Annotated in this window: 21 protein-coding genes; 5 read left to right on the plus strand and 16 right to left on the minus strand. The window is 42.8% G+C overall.

The genetic code is table 11. The features are described 5' to 3' along the window. Positions 1-56: 56 nt before the first annotated feature. Positions 57-995: a LysR family transcriptional regulator gene (locus LI112_RS01075; RefSeq protein ID WP_022389116.1), complete on the minus strand. Its 939-nt coding sequence runs from the start codon at positions 993-995 to the stop codon at positions 57-59. 358 nt (positions 996-1,353) lie between these two features. Between LI112_RS01075 and LI112_RS01080 the strand changes: the two genes are divergently transcribed. From LI112_RS01080 to LI112_RS01100, 5 genes are all read left to right on the plus strand, one after another. Then, positions 1,354-2,568 (plus strand): MFS transporter, encoded by a 1,215-nt coding sequence (locus LI112_RS01080; RefSeq protein WP_227190105.1) that lies wholly within the window; start codon positions 1,354-1,356, stop codon positions 2,566-2,568. Between the two features lie 106 nt (positions 2,569-2,674). Beyond that, a complete protein-coding gene (gene aroD / locus LI112_RS01085) occupies positions 2,675-3,436 on the plus strand; it encodes a type I 3-dehydroquinate dehydratase (protein ID WP_055065916.1) in 762 nt (253 codons plus the stop codon). Positions 3,437-3,569: 133 nt separating this feature from the next. Continuing rightward, positions 3,570-4,196, plus strand: coding sequence for a TRAP transporter small permease (locus tag LI112_RS01090; protein WP_022389113.1), 627 nt, complete (start codon positions 3,570-3,572; stop codon positions 4,194-4,196). After that, positions 4,197-5,486, plus strand: a complete 1,290-nt coding sequence (locus tag LI112_RS01095; protein WP_055065915.1) for a TRAP transporter large permease — start codon at positions 4,197-4,199, stop codon at positions 5,484-5,486. Between the two features lie 10 nt (positions 5,487-5,496). Continuing rightward, on the plus strand, positions 5,497-6,546 hold the full coding sequence (locus LI112_RS01100; protein WP_227190106.1) for a TRAP transporter substrate-binding protein: 1,050 nt from the start codon (positions 5,497-5,499) through the stop codon (positions 6,544-6,546). A gap of 609 nt (positions 6,547-7,155) precedes the next feature. Here LI112_RS01100 and LI112_RS01105 read toward each other — a convergent pair. The 15 genes from LI112_RS01105 to hflX all read right to left on the minus strand — a co-directional run bounded on the left by LI112_RS01105 (position 7,156) and on the right by hflX (position 26,409). Beyond that, positions 7,156-8,214 (minus strand): substrate-binding domain-containing protein, encoded by a 1,059-nt coding sequence (locus tag LI112_RS01105; RefSeq protein WP_227190107.1) that lies wholly within the window; start codon positions 8,212-8,214, stop codon positions 7,156-7,158. Then, positions 8,211-9,806 carry a response regulator gene (locus LI112_RS01110; RefSeq protein WP_055055366.1) on the minus strand — a complete coding sequence of 532 codons (1,596 nt, stop codon included), beginning with the start codon at positions 9,804-9,806 and terminating at the stop codon, positions 8,211-8,213. The genes LI112_RS01105 and LI112_RS01110 overlap by 4 nt, the downstream gene beginning before the upstream one ends. A 42-nt stretch (positions 9,807-9,848) precedes the next feature. Next, the gene (locus LI112_RS01115; RefSeq protein ID WP_227190108.1) at positions 9,849-11,348 is read right to left on the minus strand and encodes a histidine kinase; all 1,500 of its coding nucleotides are present in this window, start codon (positions 11,346-11,348) and stop codon (positions 9,849-9,851) included. Next, positions 11,345-12,358, minus strand: coding sequence for a substrate-binding domain-containing protein (locus tag LI112_RS01120; RefSeq protein WP_227190109.1), 1,014 nt, complete (start codon positions 12,356-12,358; stop codon positions 11,345-11,347). The genes LI112_RS01115 and LI112_RS01120 overlap by 4 nt, the downstream gene beginning before the upstream one ends. Before the next feature lie 164 nt (positions 12,359-12,522). Beyond that, complete coding sequence (locus tag LI112_RS01125; RefSeq protein WP_195966968.1) at positions 12,523-13,680, minus strand: sugar ABC transporter permease; 1,158 nt, start codon at positions 13,678-13,680, stop codon at positions 12,523-12,525. Between the two features lie 40 nt (positions 13,681-13,720). Further along, positions 13,721-15,262 (minus strand): sugar ABC transporter ATP-binding protein, encoded by a 1,542-nt coding sequence (locus LI112_RS01130; protein WP_227190110.1) that lies wholly within the window; start codon positions 15,260-15,262, stop codon positions 13,721-13,723. 97 nt (positions 15,263-15,359) lie between these two features. Beyond that, positions 15,360-16,490: a sugar-binding protein gene (locus tag LI112_RS01135; protein ID WP_072522065.1), complete on the minus strand. Its 1,131-nt coding sequence runs from the start codon at positions 16,488-16,490 to the stop codon at positions 15,360-15,362. Between the two features lie 287 nt (positions 16,491-16,777). Beyond that, a complete protein-coding gene (locus tag LI112_RS01140) occupies positions 16,778-17,566 on the minus strand; it encodes a shikimate kinase (RefSeq protein WP_227190111.1) in 789 nt (262 codons plus the stop codon). A gap of 133 nt (positions 17,567-17,699) precedes the next feature. Next, positions 17,700-20,015 (minus strand): ABC transporter permease, encoded by a 2,316-nt coding sequence (locus LI112_RS01145; protein ID WP_227190112.1) that lies wholly within the window; start codon positions 20,013-20,015, stop codon positions 17,700-17,702. Positions 20,016-20,027: 12 nt separating this feature from the next. Beyond that, entirely contained in the window at positions 20,028-20,726 is a 699-nt protein-coding gene (locus LI112_RS01150; protein ID WP_117738995.1) for an ABC transporter ATP-binding protein, read from the minus strand. 155 nt (positions 20,727-20,881) lie between these two features. After that, a complete protein-coding gene (locus LI112_RS01155; RefSeq protein ID WP_195966965.1) occupies positions 20,882-21,202 on the minus strand; it encodes an AzlD domain-containing protein in 321 nt (106 codons plus the stop codon). A 1-nt stretch (position 21,203) separates the two neighbouring features. Then, positions 21,204-21,929 (minus strand): AzlC family ABC transporter permease, encoded by a 726-nt coding sequence (locus LI112_RS01160; protein ID WP_055055371.1) that lies wholly within the window; start codon positions 21,927-21,929, stop codon positions 21,204-21,206. A 7-nt stretch (positions 21,930-21,936) separates the two neighbouring features. Further along, the gene (locus LI112_RS01165; RefSeq protein ID WP_022389100.1) at positions 21,937-22,356 is read right to left on the minus strand and encodes an ACT domain protein; all 420 of its coding nucleotides are present in this window, start codon (positions 22,354-22,356) and stop codon (positions 21,937-21,939) included. Positions 22,357-22,557: 201 nt separating this feature from the next. Beyond that, complete coding sequence (locus LI112_RS01170) at positions 22,558-24,930, minus strand: ribonucleoside triphosphate reductase (protein ID WP_022389099.1); 2,373 nt, start codon at positions 24,928-24,930, stop codon at positions 22,558-22,560. Between the two features lie 222 nt (positions 24,931-25,152). Then, on the minus strand, positions 25,153-26,409 hold the full coding sequence (gene hflX / locus LI112_RS01175) for a GTPase HflX (protein ID WP_227190113.1): 1,257 nt from the start codon (positions 26,407-26,409) through the stop codon (positions 25,153-25,155). Position 26,410: the final 1 nt, after the last annotated feature.

Below are 26,410 nucleotides of genomic sequence, written 5' to 3' on the forward strand. Positions count from 1 at the left end.
ATATTCACATGAGTGGCAATCCTTTGTTTGTGACACAATTATCATAACTCTTTGTATTAAAAATTAACAATATCTTTCAGATAAACTTTTGATACGTTTTCGGTATCATTCGCATCTTCTGCCTGCTGCTCCTTCATATAATTGATAAAACGCTCTACAGCCGGCAGACGATAACGGTCTTTCATCCAGAACATAAACACCTGACGATAGATCTGCAAACCCTTTAATTTGTGGATATTGATACCATCTGCATCCAAAAGAATATCTGTCTGTGGCATCAGGGCAATTCCGAAGTTCTCTCTTACCAAAGACACGATAGAATATTCATCCGGACATTCTACGATCGTATTTGGTTCGATCTGGTATTTTCTGTATAAATATTTTGCATACGTTCCCATCCAGGATTCTTTCTCATAACCAATCACGGGATAATGATTCATCTCTGAAAGTGGCACTTCCCGGATTCCGGCAAGCGGATGCTTCTTTGGTGTAATGATCACCAGCTCCTGTGCACTGAGTGGAAAAAATTCCATATCCTCTTTTTTCAGATAACCCCCAAATCCGATATCCAATTCTCCAGTACGCACTTTCGCAGCGATTGCCGGTGTATGATTCTGCCAGAAATTAAAAACTACGTTTTTATTTTCTTCTTTATCCAGAAATTCTCTTACCTTATGTGGAATATAATGGCCTGCAAGCGGAAAAATATAACCGATATCAATTTTACCGCCATCCGCAGAAAGCTCCTGCATTTTACCCACTGCCACATCGCAGTCTGCTGCGATCCGGTCTGCATGCTCCAGAAAAAGCTGTCCTGCCTTGGTCAGTGTCACTCCCCTGCCTTTTTTTTCAAATAAAGCTACCCCAAGTTCGCTTTCCAGTACTGCCATCGAGCGGCTCAGAGACGGTTGTGATATATAAAGTTCCTCTGCTGCCTGGTGATAATTTTCCAGTCTTGCCACTTTCTGAAAATACAGAATCTGATTTAGTGTCATTACCTTCTCCTCCTGTATAATATACCTCTTATTCTGCAGTATTACCCGTTACCGTTTGTACCATCTACAGCAACCTGATCTTTCCTATTTTCCTTCCTTATATAAATAGCTAAAATTTATCAGTTATTATACCATATTAATGCATTCAATGCATTAGTTTTCCACTTTAAAAGCATTAGACTACATGCATTGTTCCTGTTACAATACAATCAAATGTTATTTTTTTAACACAATGTAACCCGGCATTTCTGATGTTTGTGACAGAACAAAAAGAAAACCGAAGAAAACTACTGTTCACTCCGTTCACAGTTACACGTGAACAGTAACAGCACAATCACTTTAGGAAAAGGAGAATAACATGAACAAGAAATACCTGCCAAGTGCATTAATTTTGTACTTGAACTACTTCATCCACGGCGTTGGATGTTCTATTTTGGGACAGGCTGTTATTAAGGAAGCTCTCGCTACTGCATGGGGCGTAGAAGCAATGGCGATCACAGCAATTTCTGCTGCTCTTGGACTTGGACGACTGATTGCCCTTCCATTTGCCGGTCCTCTTTCAGACAAACTTGGCCGTCGCATTTCCACAGCAATCGGTAGTGCTTCCTATGCAATCTACCTGATCGGTCTTGCCCTTGCATTTAACGCAGGCACAAGCGGTGGTTACACGATTGCTTATGTATGTGCAATCCTTGGTGGTATCGCAAACTCATTCCTTGATACAGGTATCTACCCTGCAGTTTCCGAAATCATCTACAAAGCACCTGGTGTTGCAACCATGGGAATCAAATTCTTTATCGCAATCGCTCAGATGCTGCTTCCATTCGTACTTGGAGCAACCGTAGCTACAACTGCTGCAGGACTTACTTCCTACAACCGTCTGTTCTATGGATGTGGAATCATCTACCTTGTACTCTTCGTACTGGTATTCCTCTTCCCACTTCCAGACGCAGACCAGATGGCAGCAGGTAAAAAAGAAGGACTTATCGACAGCCTGAAACACACACACTTCTCCTTCGAATCCATCGCAATGATCCTGATCGGTTTCACATGCACAGGTACTTTCCAGCTGTGGCTGAACTGTGCACAGAACTTTGCAAAAGAAAATGTAGGCTGGGCTGACCCGTCTATCATGCAGACTTATTATTCCGCAGGAACACTGATCGCACTTGTTGTGACAGCACTCCTCACAAGAAAGATCAAAGATGTTCGTTTTATTGTAATCTATCCGGTTATCTGTCTTGCAACTCTGATCGTTGTTCTGACAGGTCAGAACCAGACACTGATGATCGCAGGTGCATTTATCATCGGATGGGCAGGCGCAGGTGGACTGCTCCAGATTGCTACCTCTGTATGTAACATGCTCTTCCCTAAGATCAAAGGTACGGTAACTGCTCTGGTTATGATCGCATCCTCTCTGTGTAACTACACGATCCTGACAGCAGCATCCAAAATGCAGCCATCTCAGGTTATGATCATGAACATCGTACTTACAGCAGTTGGTGTTGTACTTGGTCTGTTTGTAAACATCCGTTACAAAAAAATGGTTGAACTCGCAGAAGCTGAGAACTAAAATGAGAACCAGGGGCGAAAAGTCCAATAGCTGTTCATGCTTGCACGATAAGGCATCTGGACTTGGAACCCGTCGTAATCATTATATAATAGAAAGGAAACTCATCATGAATACAGTTAAAATCCGTGATATCGAAATCGGTGCAGGTGCACCGAAAATCATCGTTCCGATCGTTGGTATTACAAAAGAAGATATCATTGAAGAAGCAAAAACTTTTGATTCTATCCCGGTTGATGTTGTTGAGTGGCGTGTAGACTGGTTTGAAGGTGTTTTTGATTTTGCAAAGGTTGAAGATGTATTGAAAGACCTTCGTACAGTTCTTGGTAACATCCCACTTCTCATGACTTTCCGTACTTCCAAAGAAGGTGGAGAAAAAGCAATCGAGCCGGATGCTTATGCAGAACTCAACATCAAAGCAGCTCAGACCGGATATGTAGATCTCATTGACGTTGAGATCTTCACAGGTGATGAGATCGTTAAAAAGATCATCGACGGAGCTCATGCAGCAGGTGTTAAGGTTATCGCTTCCAACCATGACTTCTTCAAAACTCCTGCTAAAGCAGACATCATCTATCGCCTCCGTAAGATGCAGGACATGAATGCAGATATTCCAAAGATTGCCGTTATGCCACAGAACAAAAAGGATGTTCTGACTCTTCTGGCTGCAACAGAGGAAATGGCAACAAATTATGCTGACAGACCGATCATTACCATGTCTATGGCAGGTACTGGCGTGATCAGTCGTCTCTGCGGTGAAGTATTTGGTTCTTCCATGACATTTGGTGCCGCTAAGAAAGCATCTGCACCGGGACAGATGGGAGTAAATGATCTGAATACAGTCCTTGGACTTCTTCACAATGCAATGTAACATATAATATATTTACTTCTTGAAAACACCGGTATTTTTATTTAAAATAGAAATATCGGTGTTTTTATAACTGCAAAGCGTTGAACTGTTACAGTCACATTACCATCTATACTTATTTTAAGGGAGGTCCTTCATGAAAAAAATACTTCACTGGCTGGACGAGAATCTCGAAGAATTTATCCTGGTCATCTTCCTGATTGCCATGACACTGATCATGGGGATTCAGATATTCTGCAGATATGTTCTTGGAATGTCCCTGTCCTGGTCCGAAGAACTTACCAGATATCTCTTCATCTGGTGTGGATTCTTGAGTGTAAGCTACTGCAGCAAAAAATGCCTTTCTATTAAGATCGAGCAATTTGTCGCAATTTTTCCACGCCGCGGAAAAGCAATCTTCAAAGTAGTGAATCACACCTTCGAGCTGATCTTTTTTATTTACATGATTCCGTTTGCTTATTCTTATATGATGTCTTCTGTTCACAGCGGACAGCTTTCACCGGCATGCGGCATTCCGATGTACTATGTACAGGCCGCACCTCTGGTTTCTTTTGTACTGGTCGCATTCCGTGTCCTGCAGCGCTGGATCATTGAGTTCCGTGTTGCAAGAGGTGAAAATGTATTTGACCCGGCACATCCGGAACGCAATACCCCAGAATCCTTTATCCAGGCAAATGCAGAATCCCACAACGAACCTGCTCTGGAATCAGGAATCGATAACCGCATCAACACGATCAAAAATTCAAATGAGGAGGAACACTAAATGCCAGTTGTAGTTTTATTTATTATCTTTGTTGTCTTACTGGTCATCGCAGTTCCGGTATCCATCACCCTTGGAATCACATCTGTTCTTCCGTCTGTGTTTGATCCGTCCTTTACTGTTGGTGCCAAATATCTGATTCGTGCCATGTTTGGCGGTCTGGACTCCTTCCCGCTCCTGGCAGTTCCAATGTTTGTCCTTTCCGGTATCATCATGGCCAAGGGCGGTATTTCCAAAAAGCTGTTTGATGTTTTTGCCTATTTTCTTGGCAAATTCACTGCTGGTATGCCATGTGCCGTAATCGTCACCTGCCTTTTTTACGGTGCGATCTCCGGTTCTGCTCCGGCAACGGTTGCCGCAGTTGGAAGTATGACGATTCCAATCCTGTCCCATCTTGGTTATGATCTGACATTTTCTACCGCAATCGTTGCAGTGGCTGGTGGACTCGGTGTTATCATTCCGCCTAGTATTCCATTCATCATGTACGGCATGGCATCGGGTGCATCTGTCAGTGATCTGTTTCTTGCCGGAATTATCCCAGGACTCATGATCGGAGCCCTGCTCATGCTCTATGCGATCTATCACTGCAAACGCTACGGTGAAGACAAAGAAAAAATCCATGCAGAGGTACAGATGCTTCATGACAAAGGGCTTCTGAAAGTGCTCAAAGAAAGCTTCTTTGCACTGTTAAGCCCGGTCATCATTCTCGGATGTATCTACACAGGTGTTGCTTCTCCGACAGAAGCTGCTGTTATCTCCGTATTTTATGCCCTGATCATCAGTCTGTTCGTATACAAGAGCATTAAGCTCCGTGATATCTGGCCGATCCTTGTAGAAGCGATCCGTACTTTTACACCGATCCTGTTCATCCTGGCAGCCTCTACTGCCTTCTCCAGAGTACTGACTCTGATGCAGGTACCGCAGACCGTCAGCGAATTTATCCTGAACAATTTCCACAGTCCGGTTGCAATCCTGCTGATCATTAATCTCTTCCTGCTGATTGTAGGAATGGTCATGGATACCACACCGGCAATCCTGATTCTGACACCGATCCTACTTCCGATCGTGCAGGCTATCGGTATGAATCCAATCCAATTTGGTGTAATCATGGTTGTCAACCTTGCCATCGGATTTGTAACTCCACCAATCGGAGTCAATCTGTTCGTTGCAAGTTCACTGACAGATGTGCCGGTTATGCAGATTGCAAAAAAAGCCCTGCCAATGATCGCATTTTTCCTGGCAGCGCTACTCCTGATCACTTTCATACCGGCAATCTCTATCGGAATCTTATAGGAGGAAAGACATGAAAAAATTTACTACATGCAATACATCCGATAAGAAAAATCGTTACATCCTCCGTATGCTCCCGGTGCTGACTGTGGCTGGTGCTTTGAGCATTGCCCTTACAGGATGTGGTACTTCTTCTGAAGATGAAGTACAGCGTTATTCCTGGCCACTGGCAACCGCCAGCCCGGAAGACACTGTTACACAGATCTTTGCAGAAAAGTTTGCCGAGGAAGTCGCAGATTTAAGCGATGGAAAAATGAAGATCCAGGTATACGCGAACTCCACACTCGGTGGTGACCGCGACCTGCTTGAAACCTGCTCAGATGGAGATATCCCGTTTGTCGTGCAGAATACTGCACCTCAGGTTTCTTTCATGAGTGACCTGGCAGTCTTTGATCTTCCATGTGTTTTTGATTCTCTTGACGACTGTCGTAAGAAGATCGATGACCCGGAATTCTACAGCCTAATCAGTAATGTTTACACCGACGGCGGCTATCATCTTCTCGGTATGGCAGACCAGGGCTTCCGTGTCATGAGCACAAATAAACCAGTCAATAACTTTGCAGACTTTAAAGGTCAGAAGATCCGTACTATGGAAAACAGTTATCATCTGGCATTCTGGAAGGCACTCGGTGCAAACCCGACTCCAATGAGTTTCAGTGAGGTTTATATCGGTCTTCAACAGCATACGATCGATGCGCAGGAAAATCCATATGAAGTTATCGTTTCCAACAACTTATATGAACAGCAGGATTATGTGGTCGAGACCAATCATCTTCCGCATCTGATCTCTCTGATCGTCAACGATGATTTCTTCAAAGATCTCCCGGAAGATGAACAGGAGATCATGACAGAAGCCGCACAACTTGCAACAGAATACGCAAGAGAACAGTCCGATGCACGTATTGCAGATAAAATTGCAACCATCGAAGAAAGCGGTACACAGATCATTACCCTGTCCGATGAGACACGCAAAGAAATCCGCGAGGCATCCAAAGGCGTGTATGAAGCGATTCGCAAAGTGATTCAACCTGAAATATATAATGCATATATGGATAAAGAATAATACCAGCGATGAGATGTAAAATTACGTATCCTATCTGTTTTATACAGGCTGTTGAAAAAATCCGGATATACTAAGAAAAGAAAATCCTACAAAAAACGCCCCACAAAATGACAAACTCGCTGTCGCTCAAACAGTGTCATTTTGTGGGGCAAAGTAGTATTTTATTTCCTAAGTATATCTACGAATCTTTTCAAGGCCTGTACAACCCAGACAGGATACGTTTTTTATCCCTCATTCGTGGTAGTTATTCTTATGGGGAGGGGACGGGGCTCCGCCCCGGGATGCGGACAGCGGCTGCGCCGTTAGCCACGCGAAGCAACGACGCGCAACGCAGGCACGCTCTTTTCCCCTTTAAACAGTATTTCAAATGTAAAGTAAAAAACGTCTCATAGATGTTCATCAGGCCTGAAAAGATCTGTCAGAAGTACTTAGTGAAGAGAATTCTACTTTGCTTCGAAAAATGGCACTGTCTGAGCGACAGCGAGTTTGACATTTTTCGAAGTGGTTTTTGTAGAATTATCTTCTCTTAGTACTTCCAGATCTTTGAACTAGCCTGTAAGAACAGCTATGAGACGTAATTAGTTTATATTTTATACTGTGACTTTCTCATTATTTCACATTTAGGTATACATCCTCATGTGTATGGAACCCTCCATCTATGACCACTTCATCCATATTCTCTTTCGTCACAGCCACCGGCGTGATCCTATAATACGGAATCTCATATTCTCCATCATTGGTCGTCTCGGTAACAGGATATTCACAGTCAGCTGACCCGATATCCTCCCCATTTCCAAGCATCACCGCCAGTGTCGCCGCCGTAGATGCCTCCTGCTCGATCGGCTTATACACCGTCATGGTCTGGGTTCCTTCTACAATACGCTGGCATGCAGCCAGTTCTGCATCCTGTGCAACAACAGCGACCTGTCCGGCAAGGCGGTTTTCGGACAAAACTTTAACTACCTGACTTGCCAGATCGTCATTACCACACATAACACCAACAATATCATCCGTCACTTCCAGCCCCTTGTTTACATGGGTTTCCGCTATTTCTGCAAGCCAGTTATCACAATAACCGGAGTAAACGATATTAAGCTTACTATCCACCAGTGCATCTTTAAATCCCTTCTCAACTTCCTCAACATTTTTATCTGTCGGTGATCCATAAATCGCAAAGATATTTCCGCCATCCGGGCAGGCTTTTTTCAGGGCTTCACCCATCAGTGTTCCAACCATCTCATTGTCGATCGTAATATACAGATCCGCATTTACATTGGGAATGATACGGTCATAGCAGATTACACAGATTCCTTTGCTTTTTGCTTCTTTTACCACATCATATAATGCATCGCCATCAATTGGTATGATAATGATCACGTCCATTTTTTTCTGGATGAAATACTCAATCTGAGAAATCTGTTCCTCCACTTCTCCTCCGGCCACCTGCACATTTACTTCTGCCCCAAGACTCTGCGCTGTAGACACAAACATATCACGGTCACGCAGCCATCGTTCAATTACAAAAGAATCAAAGCTAAGTCCAATCTGCAGTTTATCCTCTTCTGTTGTATGTGCTGTTTCCGTCTCCACACTCTGCTTTCCACATCCTGTAAGCATCAGTGCAAGCACTATCCCGATTATAAGAAAAATGCCTGTTTTCTTTTTCATTTTCCATACCTCGTTTTATATTCACTTGGTGTCATATCTGTCTGTTTCTTAAAGATCCTGCTGAAATAATTCGGATCTGTATAACCACTCCGGATCCCGGCTTCTTTAATACTGATATCCGGCTGAGCCAAAAATTCCTTAGCTTTTTCTATCCGCACCTTCGTCACATATTCAATAAAGTTTTCTCCGGTCTCTTCTTTAAAGATCTTGCTGAAGTAATAAGGGCTGATATTTACAATGCCAGATACATCATCCAATGAGATGTCTTTATTATAATTCTCCTGGATATACAGCATCGCTTTCTTTGCAGCAGAATTGGACTGGTCTTCCTTCTGATCTCGGATTGCGCGGCAGGCATTCACCATCTTGTCCAGAAACCATTTTCGCAGTTCTTCATACCCTGTACATGCCATGGCTGCATCAAGATAATCGCGTCGATAGCTAAATCCATAATTGATCGCGCCTGCTTCAAATGCTTTTTTCTCACCCCAGATAATATATTCCAGGGTCTTCAGCCGAATGTTATTCATGTCGTCTGCATAATGTGCCACCATCCAGTCAAAAAACACATTTATCTCCTGGATACATTCTTTTTCTTTTCCCTCTTCCAGATAACGGAAAATATTTTTTTCCATCTCTACCGGAAATTCCTCATCATACACACCATTCTGGGAAAGATCTTCGATATGTATCACACGGCTCTTGCTTCCATTCAATGCACGCAGTGCCTCACGATAAGAGCGCTCCATCTCCTGCATTTCCCGTACTCTTCCGATTCCGACACGAAATTTCGCTTCGATACGATCTTCTAATCGGGTAATCAGGCTTCGTGCCTGTTCAACCAGATCGATTCTTTCTTCATATGGATTCTCAGACAGTGCACACGGAACCACGATTGGAATACGATTGGACATGATCGATCCCACTGCACAGGAAAAAGAAGATTTTACGATATCTCTCAATTCCGCATAAAAGTCCTGTGCCTTAACATTCATTCCAACCGGGCTTACCAGCCTTCCATTCTCATAAGACTGTCCAAACTGAATGATCATAACATAGCCCTGTTTTTCCTCAATATCCAGAAGCTGTTGGTAATAGTCTGCCACCTGCATCTCCTGTTGGAAAAGAAGGCTTCCAACAAAACTGTTTTCTACGACCGGAATGACTGTTTCCAGTTTTTCCTGTATTCTCAGAAGGTTACTTCGCTGATTTCTTTTTGTATCAACTTTTGCTGTGGCCTCTTCCACTGCTGCAATGATCTTGGCCTTTGAGATTGGCTTTGTCAGATATCGCTCGACTCCCAGATCAATTGCTTCTTTTGCATAATCGAATTTGTCATAGGCCGATACAACATAAAACAGAGCTGTTGTATTAAATTTTCTTATTTCTCGCATAGCCTGTATTCCATTAATACCAGGCATATGAATATCCATAAATACGATATCCGGATGAAAAGTCTCCGCGATCTCTGTTACGGCTCTTCCTGTTTTGGCAGTTTCTACGATACATGAATCCCCAAATGTACTGGATATAACATTCTTAAAGGCTTCCAGCATGATTCCTTCATCATCTGCAACTAAAATTCGATACATTCTTCTGTCTCCCCTTTGTTATGCAATATTTCCACATTATTCTCATTCCAGTTCATCTTTATACACAGGAAGGATGATATGAACTCTGGTCCCTTTCCCTGGTCCGTCACTTTCAATCGTAAACAGATTTTCTTCTTTATAATACAGCTGTAGTCTGTCAATTACATTCCGAACAGCAATTCCCGTGGAAAAACGGTCTTCTTCATTCTGATCTGCGCGTCCGGCCATAACCCTGGCTATCATTTCTTCTGTCATTCCCGCACCATTGTCGCTTACTGTAACATCCAACATCTCACCATTTCGGTGAATTTCCATACGGATCCATCCCGTTTCCATACAGTCATGAATTCCATGCTGCACTGCATTTTCAACCAGTGGCTGCAGAATCATACTCGGAATACGAATATTATCAATACCTTCATCCACTTCCTTAATATAGGTGATATCTCCGGCAAAACGGACATTCAGGATATAAATGTAGTTATCTACCGCCCCAATCTCCTCCCAGAGCATGGCGTCTTCTTCCATCTTACGTACATTATAACGGAAAAAATCTGCCATCTTTTCAAGAAAAATTCCTGTATTATCCGCATCCCCCATCATGGCAAGCTGTGCACCTGCATTCAGACTGTTAAACAAAAAATGCGGATTGATCTGCGCCTGAAGGTATTTCAGCTGAGCCTCCTTCAGATGGGTTTCCATAAGAAGCTCCCGTTCCTTCATCTGTGCCTGACGTTCCATGCTTTCCTTAAGCTGCTCAATATTCTGCCGGATACTTTCCAGCATCTGGTTAAAACTTCTGGTTACAACACCAACCTCATCTTCAACAACTACCGGAAGCTGAGGTACATTTAAGTTACCCTTTGCAACTTCATGCGCTGTATTGGACAATGCTGTAAGTGGACGGATCATATTACGGACAAGAAGCGTTGTGACTGCAAGACCAAGTGCATATACAACCAGTATAACGAAAATACAGAGTTTATAGAGTACATTCATTGCTGAGAGCAGCAGCTGGTAATTTGCCGAGTTCGTTTTAAATCGTAAATTATTCAGCTTATAAATATAGACGTTGATATATTCATAAAGCTCATTTTCATCTTCGTAGGAAGTTTTGTATTTTTCTACATTTCTTCCTCGTTTTGCCTGAACCGTCTCATTTGTCTGTTCCAGATAACTTTCTGACATTCTCCGGATATTTTTTTCCAGCATTTTCACTTCATTATCCAGATTTCGGTCATTCAGTTCTTCGATCAGATTCTTGTAATTCTGTTCATAACGATAATAATTTTCCAGAGCCTGTGTACTCTTGGTATTTAAATATTCATAAACCGTACTCTCTACCTGCTCCAGCGATTCCGAGAGTTCATTCACAGCCGTATTACTGGAAAAGACTGCATCAATTCTTGTAACCGCTGTATGAATCTGCTTAAAGATAAACACATTGATTCCCAGCGCAAACACAAGAACCAGAAGCATAACTCCGCTCAGTCGGGTCTGTATAGAGTTTTTTACGGAAGATATCTCTTTTCCCTGTCTCATTTCTCATCCTCCGTCCTGTAATCCTTTGTATTCTCCTTTGTGATCACATGCTGGTTTACACTATAATAGTTATTACTATGTCCAAGTGACAGATACTCATCCAGTGCATTGACGCTGTATCGGCCAATCTCGTCCATATCCAGAGCAATCGCAGAAGAAATGATTTCCTTATCGATGGCATCCAGAATCACATCTGAATAGTAGAATCCGATCACTTTGACATTACCTACCTGGTTATAATCGATCAGTGCCTGATAAACACACTCTGTCACAACTTCGTCCATACATACCAGAACGTCAGGCAAATTTTCATCATTTACAAACATGTCACGTACAAATTCTTCTGTATCAAAATCTGCACTACTGTCTACACAGTATTCCGTCAGGTCTACAGACTGGCCTGTTTTTTTCTGTGCCTCCAGTTCCTTTTTGACCTGCGAATAGACAAGATTCGTCTCCTGTGTCTTGGAACTGGATGTAGAAAGAAACATGACACTGGTAGTTCCCTGCGCTTTCAACATGCCGCTGATCTGCTCTGTGTAAGCACTTCCCGTCTGATAACTGTTGAGCCCCACAAAACTGATCCTTCCGGTTGCCGTATCATCTGTCATGACCGTCACCACCGGAATTCCCCCTTTTAACGCTTCATTGATCAGATGCTGCTCTTCTTTACTTCCATCCGCTTCCAGAATGATTCCATCCACCTGGGAAGCAATTCCGATTTTCAGACAGTCTGCCTGAGAATATCCGTTCATCTGTTCAGGAGAAAGAAGTTCTACATACGCATCTTTCTCTTCCGCTTCCTTGGATGCACTCTCATAAACCGATTGCCACATACCAGTATCTTTATCATTGGAGATCATCAGATAATGTCTCTGATAGCTTGCCGCATGCTCTCCTTCTCCAAGCTCTACTCTGTCCAGACTTTTCTGAAAATAAATCCAGATACCGGAAAGAAAAAAGATGCAGCCTGCCAGGATACAAAAAACTGTCAGTGTATATTTCTTCATAGCTTTCATTCTTTCTGTTTATTTTTACCAGATATCAGTGTAACATATTCCACTCCATAGTGCAAAAGTGTTGTTGTCCATTTCATATCCAATTATAAAAAGGGCCATTGCGTCACACGCAATGACCCTCGTCATTCATTTTATTGATTTGTTATCTGCTTCTATCATCCATTCTTTCTGTTGGATAATACATCGAATACTACTGCGATCAGAAGTACGGCACCTTTTACTACGTACTGCCAGGAATCACCGATACCCATGATTGACATACCCATGTTGATAACACCAAGGAGAAGTGCACCGATTACAACACCACCTACAGTACCGCTGCCGCCGTATGCGGAAGCACCACCGATGAAACAGGAGCCGATCGCATCCATCTCGAAGGAAGTACCTGTGCTACCATTTACAGAACCTACACGTGCTGCACAGAGAAGACCTGCAAGACCTGCAAGAAGTCCCATGTTTACATATGCAATGAAGTAAACTTTGTTTGTATCAATACCGGAAAGCTGTGTAGCTTTCTCATTACCACCAATTGCGTAGAAGTAACGTCCAAATGCTGTTTTGGATGTAATAAAGTTGTAGATCAGGCAGATTGCAACTACCCAGATGAACATTACGGAGATACCTTTGTACTGGAACAGTTTGTAGCAGTACCAGAGGATAACTACTGCGATGATAACAGCTTTGCTGTAATCAGAAAATGCTGTATTCTGACGATATCCTCTTTTTGCTTTGTTCGCTCTGGAACGAACTACATTGAAGATTACATATACAGCAACAACAATACCAACAATCAGTGCTGAATAGTTTGCAGTGTCATCCAGTCCAGGAATATTAATATAAGAAGTAAATACTTTCAGGAAATCTTTGTTCTGGATAGAAACAGTTTTGTTGTCCAGAATCAGACGTCCAAATCCACGGAAAATAAACATACCAGCAAGCGTTGTGATGAATGGAGGGATACGTTTGTAACCGATCCAGTAACCCTGCCAGATACCTACCAGAAGACCAACAACCAGGCAGATGATGATGGTCAGATATGGGTTCATTCCCTTGTTGCTGATAAGTACTGCTGCAAGACCGCCAACCAGGCAGATTACAGCACCAACAGAAAGGTCGATGTTACCACCTGTCAGGATACATAATAACATACCACAGGCAAGAACGAGAACATAACCATTCTGAAGCATTAAGTTTGACATGTTCTGTGCATACAGGAGTCTTCCGTTTGTCAATCCACAGAACAGGATAAATACGATCACCAGTGCAATGACCATTGTATATTTTCTTAAGAAATCTTTTACATTAAATTTCATTTTTTTACCCCTTTCCCAGTAACTGTTCAGTCACTATTTCTTATTTTTTATTCTGTTCCTGCATGATCGAAGCCATGATACGTTCCTGAGTTGCCTCTTCCGCTGTAAATTCACCAGCCAGACGGCCTTCACTCATAACATAGATTCGGTCACACATACCGAGAAGTTCCGGCATTTCAGAAGAAATCATAATGACTGATTTTCCATCTTCTACCATCTTGTTGATCAGGCAGTAGATATCATATTTTGCACCTACATCGATGCCTCGTGTAGGTTCATCCAGAATCAGGATATCCGGTTCTGTAAACATCCACTTACCAAGCAGCGCTTTCTGCTGGTTACCACCGGAAAGGTTACCGATTTTCTGCTCATTGGAAGGAGTCTTGGTTCCCATTTCCTTTGTCATCTCATCTGCCAGATGAACTTCCATATCTGTATTGATGACACCTTTCTCACAGACTTTGGAAAGTCTGGCAAGTGTTGTATTAAATCGAATGGATTCTCCGAGAATCAGTCCGTTTGTCTTACGGTCTTCTGTTACATATGCAAGACCATGACGAATCGCATCGTGCGGATTCTTGAGATTTACTTTTTCTCCCTTGATATAAAGTTCACCAGAAATATTGCTTCCATAGCTCTTACCAAATACAGACATTGCAAATTCGGTACGTCCTGCACCCTGCAGTCCTGAGAAACCGACAACCTCACCTCTATGTACTTTACAGTTGATTTTATTATCTACGATTTTCTCAGGATAGAGTGGATGATGAACGGTCCAGTCTTTTACTTCCAGCATAACCTCTTTGCTGACATTATGTTTTCTGGTAGGATAACGGTCATCCATAGAACGGCCAACCATACCTTTGATGATACGGTCTTCACTTAAATCATCTACACCCTTGGTCAGTGTCTCGATCGTTGTACCATCTCGGATGATCGTACAGCGGTCTGCACAGTAGATGATCTCATTCAGTTTATGAGTGATGATGATAGAGGTCAGTCCGTTCTTCTTGAATTCCATCAGAAGATCCAGAAGCATCTTTGCATCTTCATCATTCAGAGATGAAGTAGGCTCATCCAGGATCAGAAGTTTAACCTTCTTGGAGAATGCCTTTGCGATCTCTACCAGCTGCTGTTTACCTGTTCCGATATCTTTGATCAGTGTCTGTGCAGATTCATGGAGTCCAACCTGTGCCATGTGTTTTTCTGCTTCACTGTATGTTCTGTCCCAGTCAATGCTGCCGCTTTTATTCTTAATCTCGTTTCCGAGAAACATATTCTCGCCAATAGAAAGTAACGGAATCAGCGCAAGTTCCTGATGGATGATAACGATTCCTTTCGCTTCACTGTCGTTCAGGTTTTTAAACTTACATTCCTCACCTTCATAGGTAACTGTACCTGTATAACTTCCATATGGATACTGACCACTTAAAACGTTCATCAGTGTGGATTTTCCCGCACCGTTTTCACCGATCAGCGCGTGAATCTCTCCTCGCTGGACTTCAAGATTTACATTGTCCAGAGCTTTGACACCGGGGAACTCTTTTGTAATGTGATCCATTACTAAAATATTGTCTGCCAAAATGGCGCCCCCTTTCAAAAAACCGGGCGGGGCTCTTCACCCCACCCTAAAATTTCAAATTACATGTTTTATTGGTTACTTAAGCAATTTTTTCTGCTTACTGTGCTGGATGAAGATATCCGTCATCGTCCTGTGTATAGTATCCTGTGTCAACCAGTTCTTCTTTCATGTTGTCTTTTGTTACAACTGTAGGAACCAGAAGGAATGATGGGCATTTATGTCCTTCAGATGTTTCATAGGATTCTGTATCATATGCACAGTCGAAATCCCATTTGGAGTTTGTGATCAGAGAATCATCAATTGTGTCACCTTTCAGCATTGCTTCTGCAAGGTCAAGAGTAACAACTGCTTCGTTTGCAACTGCTTTGTAAACTGTCATGGACTGTTTTCCATCTACGATGTTTGCAAGGTTAGCTTCGTCACCGTCCTGTCCTGTGATCAGAACGTCGTTTTTGCCTGCATAGTCAGATTCGATTGCCTGTGTAACACCGAGTGCTGTGGAGTCATTGGAGCAAAGAGCTACATCCAGCTGAGTTCCATCTGCATAGTAGGAAGCGAGGATGTTCTGCATTCTCTCAAGTGCTGTCTGTGTATCCCATGCTGCTGTTGCTACGGAATCGAAATCAGTCTGTCCGGAAACTACATTCAGTGTGCCTGCATCCAGATACGGTTTCAGAGTGTCATAAGCACCGTTGAAGAAGTATCCTGCATTGTTATCTGCCGGGTCACCTGCTGTGAACTCGATGTTATATGTTTTATCACCTGCATTGTCAAGATCCAGAGTATCGATTACGTACTGGCCCTGCAGAGTACCTACTGTATAGTTATCGAAGGAGATATAATAGGAAACTGCATCGGATTTGATCAGACGGTCATAAGCGATAACCGGGATTCCTGCATCTGCTGCTTCATCCATAACTGTATTAAGTGCTTCACCATCGATAGCTGCAACTACCAGGAGGTTAACTCCATCGGAGATCAGGTTCTGGATATCATTTACCTGACGGTCTGTTTCGTTATCGGAGTATGTCAGCTCTACATCATAGCCAGCTGCTTTGAACTGTTCTTCCAGATAAGAACCATCTCTGTTCCAACGTTCCAGAGACTGTGTTGGCATTGAGATACCAATCTTTCCGCCTTCAGCTGCTGCATCATCTGCAAGTACCGGAACTGCACAAGATGTGATTGCCATTGTTGCTGCCATCGCTAAAACTAATTTTTTCTTCATAAAAGAAACCTCCCATTTTTGTTTTCGCTCTTTAGCTATTTCGTATAGCTTTTTGATGAAATTATAATACCATATGGATATATTAAACAAAATGGACTGTTTTTTGATATATCTTTCAATTTTTGTGATAAAAAAACATCCAGATGGCATGCATCTGGACATTTTCGATATGTTCATTAAAAAAACAATAATTTTGTGCTATTGACAGGTTATCTCTCACTACGTTCGTATCAACCTGTATGTCTCGGGATATTCTCAGACAACAGTCTGCTGTATGTTACCCCTGTTTACTCTTCTGCATCAAGTGTACGGATTCTCTGAACAAGTTCTTCACAGATTTCCAGTTTATCCTTACCGTCTGTCTCGATCACAATATCAGCTGCTGCCTGGTATTTCTCACGACGTTTTTCCATCAGGCCTGCAATAAAGTCAACGTTCTTGTTGCCTTCCAGAAGTGGTCTGTCATGATTATCTTTGACACGGCTTAAGATTGTCTCCGGTTTGGCTGTCAGAAGTACAACACGTCCATTCTTCTTCATTTCGACTACATTGCGTTCTCTCATCGGCACACCACCGCCACAGGAAATAACTACATTGGTCTTGGACTGCATTTCTATAAGAAGTTCTGTCTCCAGATTACGGAAATACTCTTCTCCATATGTCTCAAAGATATCAGAAATGGACATTCCCTCTCTCTCGGCAATGATCTGGTCCATCTCTACAACTTCCATTGCGAATACTGTCTTCAGGAAATCAGAAATCGTAGATTTACCTGCACCCATGAAACCGATCAGTACAATATTGTAATCAAACAGTTTACGTGCCTGGATTCTCTTACTGTTTCTGGTAATTTCTTCAAAAACAGCAGTCACTTCATCTTTATGGCGTCTGCCTTCCATTCTGCGGTTCAGCCATTCTCTCTGTTTTGCTTCCTGCTCCGGCTGAAGGATCGGAATATCATTTGCTTCTTTGTAAGCCATGATATCTTCTACGATTCTGTTACGCATAAGTAATGCATCCAGCACGATCTCATCACACTGTCCAAGGCTCTCTCGAAGTACTTCCAACTGATTCATATGTATCGTTCCCTCTCTTATAAACAAATTTATCGCTGTGAACACTTTATATTCCCTTTGTTCACTGCATCACTATTTGCTCATTATAACAGTTATTTAGCACGTTAACAATATAAAGTGGGAACTTTTTTTATTACTCCGCATTTTTAAGCGCCTCACCCATCGGTACTTTCCGGATTTTTTTGTATTCCAGAAGTGCAACCACTGCATATGTCACAAGTCCGATCACAAACATCTGTACATAGATCATCGGGTCGATCCAGAGCGCGATCCATCCGGAGATACTCTGCAGCATCATTTCCCTGAACAGAACTTCCATGATCGTAGTCTCAATTGGAAGGCTGATCAGAAGGCACAAAACAACCACGATCGACGTGGACAAGATGTATAGCCTGCTGATCTCACCATTGGTATAACCAAGAATCTTCGTCATCGAAATCGACTGTGCATTTTTTTCAATTATGATCTTAGAGAGAAGATATATCAGGATCATATAGATTGCAACTGCAAATAAATTTACCATCCCCATCATACTTCCCATGGAGACATTCAGCTGTCTGCTGATCTTGGTCAGTGCATCCAGATCAATCACAGAACCGATGTAGCTGCTGTCGATATCTGTAATCTCTGAATTGCTGAAATATCCGCTGAAATAATCATCACCCAGATCAAAGGTCTGATTCAATTCCTCCTGTGGCATGAAAATACATAGACTGCCATTATAATCATAAATTCCACTGATTTTAAAAGTATACTCGTCATCCTCATATTTTTCTTTGAGTGTGATCGAATCTCCCGGTTTCAGCAGGAATTTATCTGCATACGCTTTTGAAATATACACGCCATCTAAAAAATCCACATCAATGTACTTGCTGTCATCGTGAACGCCATAGAGTGTTACTTCTTCACTTTTGTATTTGGTCGGAAGTGTGTTCAGTGAGTAAGCACTGAATTCTTCTGCGTCTTCATTATCTGTTTCTGCGTCATGTGCAAACAACAGCATATCCAGCATACTTTCAAGCTTATTACTGCCACCCATCACACTTACCGGCATTGAAAGCATATACTGGTATTTTGCCAGCATATTGTTCTGGATCTCCAGCTGGTAATGATCCAGTGCGGACGGGAGCAGAAGGCCAAACATCAGAAGCAGATTTGCAAATATGATTCCCACAAAAAGGACAAGATAATTGCTGATATTCTGAAAGATCACGCGCAGGCGGAATCTGTGAAAAATTTTCATTCGCGGACTGAGATAAACCGCACGTCTCTGCTTTCTGGAAGAAAGATCTCTTCGCAGAAATTTAAGCGGCGACAGCTTCAGCTTATGATGCAGGACCGCATAGTTAACTACAAACATAATTATTACCGGAACTACTGTCGTCATAAGAAAAGCTTCTGCATTCCAGATTGTCACATAAGTCGGCAGACTGTAGCTTCCATAATACATACCGGCACATACATCCTTAAATGCCGTATAACCTAAAATATTACCGATCAGCGCGCCCACCAGCGTTACGATCACCGGAAGAGTCATATAATGCCGGATCAGCTCATTTTTTGTATAGCCGGATGCCCGAAGCGTTCCGATGACACCAGCTTCTTTTGCAATCGTATTACTGGTCGTGATGCCAAATACAAAAGCCATGATCACGATGATGATATAGAGAAGCATGATCATCATTGCCTTGTCACTTCCCATATCATCTCCAGTAAATATAATCGCCTGATTCTGATATTGCGGCACAAAATTTTCCAAAGTGACAACTTTTCCCATTGCCTTCATCAGATCTTCCGAAACATTCTTTTCCTCAAGTTCTGTCTGCGGTTTTTCATTGTAGGTCCATGCATAATTATATTGCAGCTTATCCTGATCCAGAGAATCAAATTCTTCATCCGTCACTACGCCTACTCCAAACTTTACAGCATCAAACATAGAATCGTTATTATTTTGAAACAAACAGCTGTAATCTGATAATGCAACCAGCCCGGTGATCGTCCAGGACTTTGTCCCATCATCCAGAGTATCTCCAATCTTCAGTGAATTATTATCTGCGTACATACGGTCAATTGCGATCTCACCGGTTTCTGACGGTAATTCTCCGTCCATCAGGCATACTTTATCCACCTCTGTACGATTCTTGAAAAAGCGCATTGTGCTTCCATTTGAAAGAGAATCTTCTATATAATAGTTTTCATAGATTTTAACACCTTCCTCTTCAATTGCCTCGCGCTGACCTCGATACAGACGCTCTCCGGTACGAAAATTTCCATCTTCAATATTGTATTTTTCAAATCCTTCATCGTATGCCTGGATCATGCTCCCATCTGCAACCAGAAATCCGGACACCATACCGATCGTCGCAACCATCAAGATGAATACAACCAGATATTTTCCAATCTCCCCTTTCAGTTCACGGGGAATTCTTTTTCTCAGAGGACTTTTCATAGCACCGCCCCCTTACCAGTCAAGATCCATCGCAGGAATCTTATGCTCGTTCTGATAGTTTTTACGGATCATTCCATCTCGAAGTTTTACCACACGATCTGCCATGTCCTTGATCGCATCATTATGTGTTACCATAATCACAGTATTTCCGTATTTCTGGTTTACTGTTTCGATCAATTTCAGAATTTCCTTGGAAGTATTGTAATCCAAGGCACCGGTCGGCTCATCACAGAGCAGAATATCCGGATTTTTTACAATTGCACGCCCAATCGCGGTTCTCTGCTGCTGTCCACCGGAAAGCTGATTCGGAAGTTTCCTCTGATGCTCAAAAAGACCAAGTGTATGCAGAAGCTCATCCACATCCAGTGCCCGGTCACTTAAATAAGCACCCACCTCAATATTCTCCCTCACAGTCAGATTCGGAATCAGGTTGTACATCTGAAAGATATAGCCAAGATGTTTCCGTCTGTACTGAGAAAGTTTCTTTTCTTTCATATCAGCCAGTTTTTCGCCTTCGATAGAAATACTTCCACCATCTGCACTCTCGATTCCACCGATAATATTCAGCAAGGTGGATTTACCGGAGCCCGACGGCCCCAGAAGTACACAGAATTCCCCTTTTTCAATATCCAGGTCCAGCCCTTTCAGAACATCTACTTTGCTGTCCCCGGTACCAAATGATTTCTTAATATCCCGAATTTCCAAAAACATAAGTTTCTCCTTTTCATACCTTTGCCAACCTTATCGGTTAGTTGTATCTATACTTATGTTAGTTTAGGCTATCCGTTTTGTCAAGAAAATTTGCTTCATCTAACTATTTTCGAAAAAAAAATCCGGCCCTGCACAAAGCAAAGCCAGAACTTTTTCTACATTATAAATTCCATTATTCTCTCTACAATAAATACCGCCGCGCACGCGAACAACGCAACCGTAAGAAGACTCTTTTCACGATATGCCATGATCAGTGCTACAATGAGTCCCGCTGCACCGGAAATGATTCCGCCTGCCGTTGCTGTCAGGATTGCCGGAAATGTCATAGCAGCAAGACATGCATATGGCACATAGTACAGAAAGGATTTTACAAACGGACTGGTGATTTCCCTTTTGAAAAGGACCAGTGGAAGCATACGAATCAGATATGTTACGCCTGCCATCACCAGAATATACAGATATACATTCGGTTTCATATCAGTTTGCTGCCTCCTTTTCCTCTGTTTCTTTTTCCTCAACCGGGCAGAAATGTGCTGCCAACCCTGCCACCAGCAATGTCGTGATAATGATCACAAATCCGGTAGAAACTTTATTCAGTACCGGAACCACTGCAAATAACGTACTCACAGCCATCGCTCCGATCACTACACCAAGAACGGCTCGATTTTTCTTTGCCGGTGGAATGATCACCGCAAGAAACATTCCATAGATTGCCACACTCAGTGCACTTACCAAGAAATCCGGAAGCAGGCTTCCAGAAACAGCTCCTGCCAGTGTTCCCAGTGTCCATCCCGGAATCGCGACACACATTACACCATAATTATACCACGGACTGATCCTTCCCTCCTGACTTGCACTGACACCAAAAATCTCATCTGTCACACCAAACGCAACCGCAAGTCTGTGTCCATTGGAAACACCTTTTTCCAGTTTCTGTGACAGAGAAAAAGACATCAGACAGTATCTTAAGTTGATAACCAGCTGCGTCAGTGCCATCTCCCACAGCGAACCACCGGCTGCAATGATTCCAATACCTGCAAACTGTCCTGCCGAGGTAAGATTTGTCAGTGAGATCAGAACTGCCTGCCATGCAGTCAGACCTGACTGAATAGCCATGATCCCAAAGGTAAAGGATACCGCAAAGTATCCCAGGCCAATCGGAATTCCATCCTGAAGGCCTTTCCCAAAGCTTGTTTTATTCATGCCTGTATCAGTCCTCCAGTGAATTCAGTACACGGAATCCATTATTGCTCAGTACATTCTCTGTCACAAATACATCATCTGTCTGAAGGATCATGATCGGAAGGCTGTTTTCTCTATGATAGGATGTATAAATATAATCCAGATTCACATTACAGTTGCCAAGGACCTGCAGTACGGTATTCAGTCCGCCCACTTCATCTTTCAGGTCTACAGCAATGACCTCTGTCACACGATTCATATATCCATTCTCACTCAGAAGTTTCTCTGCTTCATCTGCCTGGTTTGTTATCATACGAAAAAGAGCAAACTCCGGTGCATCAAAGCATGCAAATCCATAAATATCAATTCCTGCTTCTGCCAGAAGTTCGGTGACTTTCTGAAGACTTCCTGCTTTATTTTCAATAAATACAATGTTCTGTTTGATCATTTTCTCTCTCCTCGTCCTGTGCATAAATAAATTAAAACTTGCATATTATACCAACTTTATCCATTATACTCACGTTTCTTTCAAATGTAAACCTTTGCAGTGGACAAAAAAATCCTGCGGAAATGTTCTGTACGTTTTCTTTCTGTACACAAAACCCTTCCACAGGACTCTTTTCAGTAGAACTTATCCACCTGTATTCTTTTAATCTAACTCTTCATCCACATATTTCTGAATATTGGATGCATTTACATATTTCTTCAGATGTTCTCCATCCGTAATGACCAGTGTCGGTGCCTGCATAATGCCAAACTGACGTGCCATATCCGGATTCTTCTCTGCATCAATGATCTCCAGATCTTCACCTTCCAGCATCTTCTTTGCCATGCGGCAGTTTGGACAGGTGTTGGTTGTAAACAGATATTTATGTGTTTCTACCGGCTCGATCTTGACATCATCATCTGTCACTGTAACCATACTGGTATGGACTTTCTTAAGTTTGGAGTGAAGCACATCATACAGTGTACGGTTCTTGTACTCCTGCGCTTTTCCATCATTCCAGTTCTGTACCGGACGGTAATATCCGGTAATTCGACTGTAAACCTCTGCTTTCTTTCCACATTTCGGACAGGTAAAGTGCTCACCACTTAAATATCCATGTTCCTTACATACGGAGTAAGTAGGTGAGATCGTATAGTATGGAAGTTTATAGTTCTCGGCAATCTTGCGTACCAGAGATGCAGCAGCCTTCCAGTCCGGAAGTTTTTCACCGAGGAATGCATGGAATACGGTACCAGATGTATAAAGAGTCTGCAGTTCATCCTGAATATCCAGTGCATCAAAAATATCTGAGCTGTATTCTACCGGCAGATGGGAACTGTTGGTATAATACGGAGTATCTCCTTTGCTTCCGGCTGTACGGATATCCGGCCAGCGCTTACGGTCATGTTTTGCAAGACGATATGCCGTAGATTCTGCCGGAGTCGCCTCCAGATTAAACAGTTCACCCGGATATTCTTCCTGATAATCAGAAAGACGGTTGCGCATGTGTGTAAGAACCTCTTTTGTAAATTTCTGTGTACGCGGATCGCTCATGTCACAGCCAAGCCATTTCGCATTCAGACCGGCTTCATTCATGCCTACCAGACCAATGGTCGAAAAATGATTGTCAAAGCTTCCAAGGTATCTCTTCGTGTACGGATAAAGACCTTCATTCAGAAGTTTTGTAATAACCTCTCTCTTGATATGCAGTGATCTTGCAGAAATATCCATCAGACGATCCAGTCTTCTGTAGAATTCTTCCGGTGTCTTGGACTGATATGCGATACGTGGCATGTTGATCGTAACAACACCTACCGAACCGGTACTTTCACCGGATCCGAAGAATCCGCCACTCTTCTTACGCAGTTCACGAAGATCCAGACGCAGACGGCAGCACATGCTTCGAATATCACTTGGTTTCATATCACTGTTGATATAATTTGAAAAATATGGAGTTCCATATTTGGAAGTCATCTCAAACAGCAGACGATTGTTCTCTGTATCGGACCAGTCGAACTCTTTTGTGATAGAATATGTCGGGATTGGATACTGGAACCCACGTCCATTGGCATCTCCCTCGATCATCGTCTCAATAAAAGCCTTATTGACCATGTCCATTTCTTTTTTGCAGTCTTTGTATTTGAAATCCATATCTTTGCCGCCAACGATCGCAGGAAGCTCTGCAAGATCATCCGGAACCGTCCAGTCCAGTGTGATATTGGAAAACGGTGCCTGTGTTCCCCAACGGCTTGGTGTATTCACGCCATAAATGAAAGATTCAATACATTTCTTAACTTCCGGATAACTCAGGTTGTCCACCTTGACAAAAGGTGCCAGATACGTATCAAAAGAAGAAAATGCCTGCGCACCAGCCCATTCATTCTGCATGATTCCAAGGAAATTCACCATCTGATTACAAAGGACACTCAGGTGCTTTGCCGGCGCGGATGTAATCTTGCCTTCGATGCCACCCAGCCCTTCTTTGATAAGCTGTTTCAATGACCATCCTGCGCAGTAACCGGTCAGCATGGACAGATCATGAATATGGATATCCGCATTTCTGTGTGCATCTGCGATCTCATTGTCATAAATCTCGGATAACCAGTAATTGGCTGTAACTGCACCGGAATTACTCAAGATCAGACCACCTACTGAATATGTGACAGTGGAGTTCTCTTTTACTCGCCAGTCCTCGACCTTCACATAACTGTCCACGATCTCTTTGTAATCCAGAATTGTGGATTTCATATTACGGATCTTTTCCCTCTGTTTACGATAGAGGATATATGCCTTGGCAACATCACTGTATCCGGCCTGGATCAGAACATTCTCCACACTGTCCTGAATATCTTCTACGGTTACCTTCCCATCCTGGATCTTATTCTGGAAATCTGCAGTAACACGAAGGGCCAAAAGGTCGATCATATCTTTACTGTAGTTTTTTTCTTTTGCATCAAATGCTTTATCAATAGCTGATGTAATCTTTGCCATCTGAAATTCAGCAATTTCACCATCACGTTTTACTACCTGAAACATGTTATACATTCCTCCCTCTACTGCTTGCACCTGTATTATATACGGTCATATTCATACCGTGAATTACATGCTGCAGATTGCTGTTTTCTCCGTTCACAGCAACCGTGTAGAACCTATTGTAGCAGACTCTTATCTATACGTCAATAGACAAAAACACCATATATTGTGTCGATAATGCAAGTGCACAACTATATGGTGTTGTCCAATATTCACGTTTTTCCTTTATTTACGGGACTTTGGCATTACTGAAACAAAGATTTCTGCAGGTACTCTCGCCTTTACAAAAATTCCATCTTCCCGATATTCTTCTGAAAGCAGACTCCCGTACTCCCGGATGATCTGAATCTTACCAGCCTCTTTGTAAGTATATAATTCTTCCAGATAAATCTGGCTCTCTGCGAGGAGTTTTGCCAGAACATCTTTAAGTTCCTCCAGGCCCTCTCCGGTACGGGCAGAACATTTGACTGTATAATCCGCCCGAAAATCCCGAAGCGCTTCTCCCTGCACCTGATCCTGCTTATTCAGGAGTGTAATGATCTTTTTACCCGTCGCTCCCAGCTCTCGAAGTGTCTCATACACCGTATGCATCTGAAGCTCTGCCTGCGGATTGGAAGCATCTACCACATGAATGATATAATCTGCATACTTAGCCTCCTCCAGCGTACTTTTAAACGCTTCTACCAGATGATGTGGCAGCTTGCGGATAAATCCTACAGTATCTGTCAGAAGGATCTGCTGCCCATCTTTGAGTTCCAATACACGCGTTGTCGGATCCAATGTTGCGAACAGCTTATCTTCTGCCAGAATGCCGGCTCCTGTCAGTGTATTCAAAAGCGTTGATTTTCCTGCATTTGTATAGCCTACGATCGCCGCTGTCTTCAGATTTCCTCTGGTTCTCTTGCCTCTGATCAGTTCACGGTGTTTCTCTACCTGCGCAAGTTCTGCTTTCAGAGCAGATATTCTGGTACGGATCAGACGTCTGTCTGTTTCCAGTTTTTTCTCACCCGGTCCTCTTGTTCCGATACCACCGCCAAGTCTGGAAAGAGATTCGCGCAGTCCGACCAGACGCGCCGACCGGTAACGAAGCTGCGCCAGTTCTACCTGAATCTTACCTTCACTTGTGGTCGCACGGCCGGCAAAGATATCCAGGATCAAAAGTGTTCGATCCATAACCTTGCAGTCCAGTTCTCTCTCCAGATTATTCATCTGTGCCGGTGAAAGCTCATCATCGCAGATCACCCCATTGGCATCATAAGCTGCCAGAAGTGCCGCAACCTCTTCTATCTTGCCTTTGCCGATATAAGTTCCAGGGTGTACTGCTTCACGGTTCTGGATCACTTTCCCAACGGTTACAGCGCCTGCAGTGGCCGCCAGTTCGTCCAGTTCGTCAAGCGATGCAGCAACATCCTCGTCCTGTTCTGTCTGTACACCGATCAGGATGACACGCTCTTCAATTTCCTTGAAATCATAAAACTGCATA

Source organism: Blautia sp. 210820-DFI.6.14 (genome assembly GCF_020558815.1).
GTDB lineage: Bacteria > Bacillota > Clostridia > Lachnospirales > Lachnospiraceae > Blautia_A > Blautia_A obeum.

Excerpts from the sequence above, each read along its gene's own strand:
- LI112_RS01075 (WP_022389116.1), bottom strand. The coding sequence starts at position 995 with ATGACACTAAATCAGATTCTGTATTTTCAGAAAGTGGCAAGACTGGAA.
- aroD (WP_055065916.1), top strand. The coding sequence starts at position 2,675 with ATGAATACAGTTAAAATCCGTGATATCGAAATCGGTGCAGGTGCACCG.
- LI112_RS01105 (WP_227190107.1), bottom strand. The coding sequence starts at position 8,214 with ATGAAAAAGAAAACAGGCATTTTTCTTATAATCGGGATAGTGCTTGCA.
- LI112_RS01125 (WP_195966968.1), bottom strand. The coding sequence starts at position 13,680 with ATGAAATTTAATGTAAAAGATTTCTTAAGAAAATATACAATGGTCATT.
- LI112_RS01170 (WP_022389099.1), bottom strand. The coding sequence starts at position 24,930 with ATGTTTCAGGTAGTAAAACGTGATGGTGAAATTGCTGAATTTCAGATG.
- LI112_RS01150 (WP_117738995.1), bottom strand. The coding sequence starts at position 20,726 with ATGTTTTTGGAAATTCGGGATATTAAGAAATCATTTGGTACCGGGGAC.
- LI112_RS01090 (WP_022389113.1), top strand. The coding sequence starts at position 3,570 with ATGAAAAAAATACTTCACTGGCTGGACGAGAATCTCGAAGAATTTATC.
- hflX (WP_227190113.1), bottom strand. The coding sequence starts at position 26,409 with ATGCAGTTTTATGATTTCAAGGAAATTGAAGAGCGTGTCATCCTGATC.
- LI112_RS01120 (WP_227190109.1), bottom strand. The coding sequence starts at position 12,358 with ATGAAGAAATATACACTGACAGTTTTTTGTATCCTGGCAGGCTGCATC.
- LI112_RS01165 (WP_022389100.1), bottom strand. The coding sequence starts at position 22,356 with ATGATCAAACAGAACATTGTATTTATTGAAAATAAAGCAGGAAGTCTT.
- LI112_RS01110 (WP_055055366.1), bottom strand. The coding sequence starts at position 9,806 with ATGTATCGAATTTTAGTTGCAGATGATGAAGGAATCATGCTGGAAGCC.
- LI112_RS01140 (WP_227190111.1), bottom strand. The coding sequence starts at position 17,566 with ATGAATCAGTTGGAAGTACTTCGAGAGAGCCTTGGACAGTGTGATGAG.
- LI112_RS01135 (WP_072522065.1), bottom strand. The coding sequence starts at position 16,490 with ATGAAGAAAAAATTAGTTTTAGCGATGGCAGCAACAATGGCAATCACA.
- LI112_RS01100 (WP_227190106.1), top strand. The coding sequence starts at position 5,497 with ATGAAAAAATTTACTACATGCAATACATCCGATAAGAAAAATCGTTAC.
- LI112_RS01155 (WP_195966965.1), bottom strand. The coding sequence starts at position 21,202 with ATGAAACCGAATGTATATCTGTATATTCTGGTGATGGCAGGCGTAACA.
- LI112_RS01080 (WP_227190105.1), top strand. The coding sequence starts at position 1,354 with ATGAACAAGAAATACCTGCCAAGTGCATTAATTTTGTACTTGAACTAC.
- LI112_RS01095 (WP_055065915.1), top strand. The coding sequence starts at position 4,197 with ATGCCAGTTGTAGTTTTATTTATTATCTTTGTTGTCTTACTGGTCATC.
- LI112_RS01160 (WP_055055371.1), bottom strand. The coding sequence starts at position 21,929 with ATGAATAAAACAAGCTTTGGGAAAGGCCTTCAGGATGGAATTCCGATT.
- LI112_RS01115 (WP_227190108.1), bottom strand. The coding sequence starts at position 11,348 with ATGAGACAGGGAAAAGAGATATCTTCCGTAAAAAACTCTATACAGACC.
- LI112_RS01145 (WP_227190112.1), bottom strand. The coding sequence starts at position 20,015 with ATGAAAAGTCCTCTGAGAAAAAGAATTCCCCGTGAACTGAAAGGGGAG.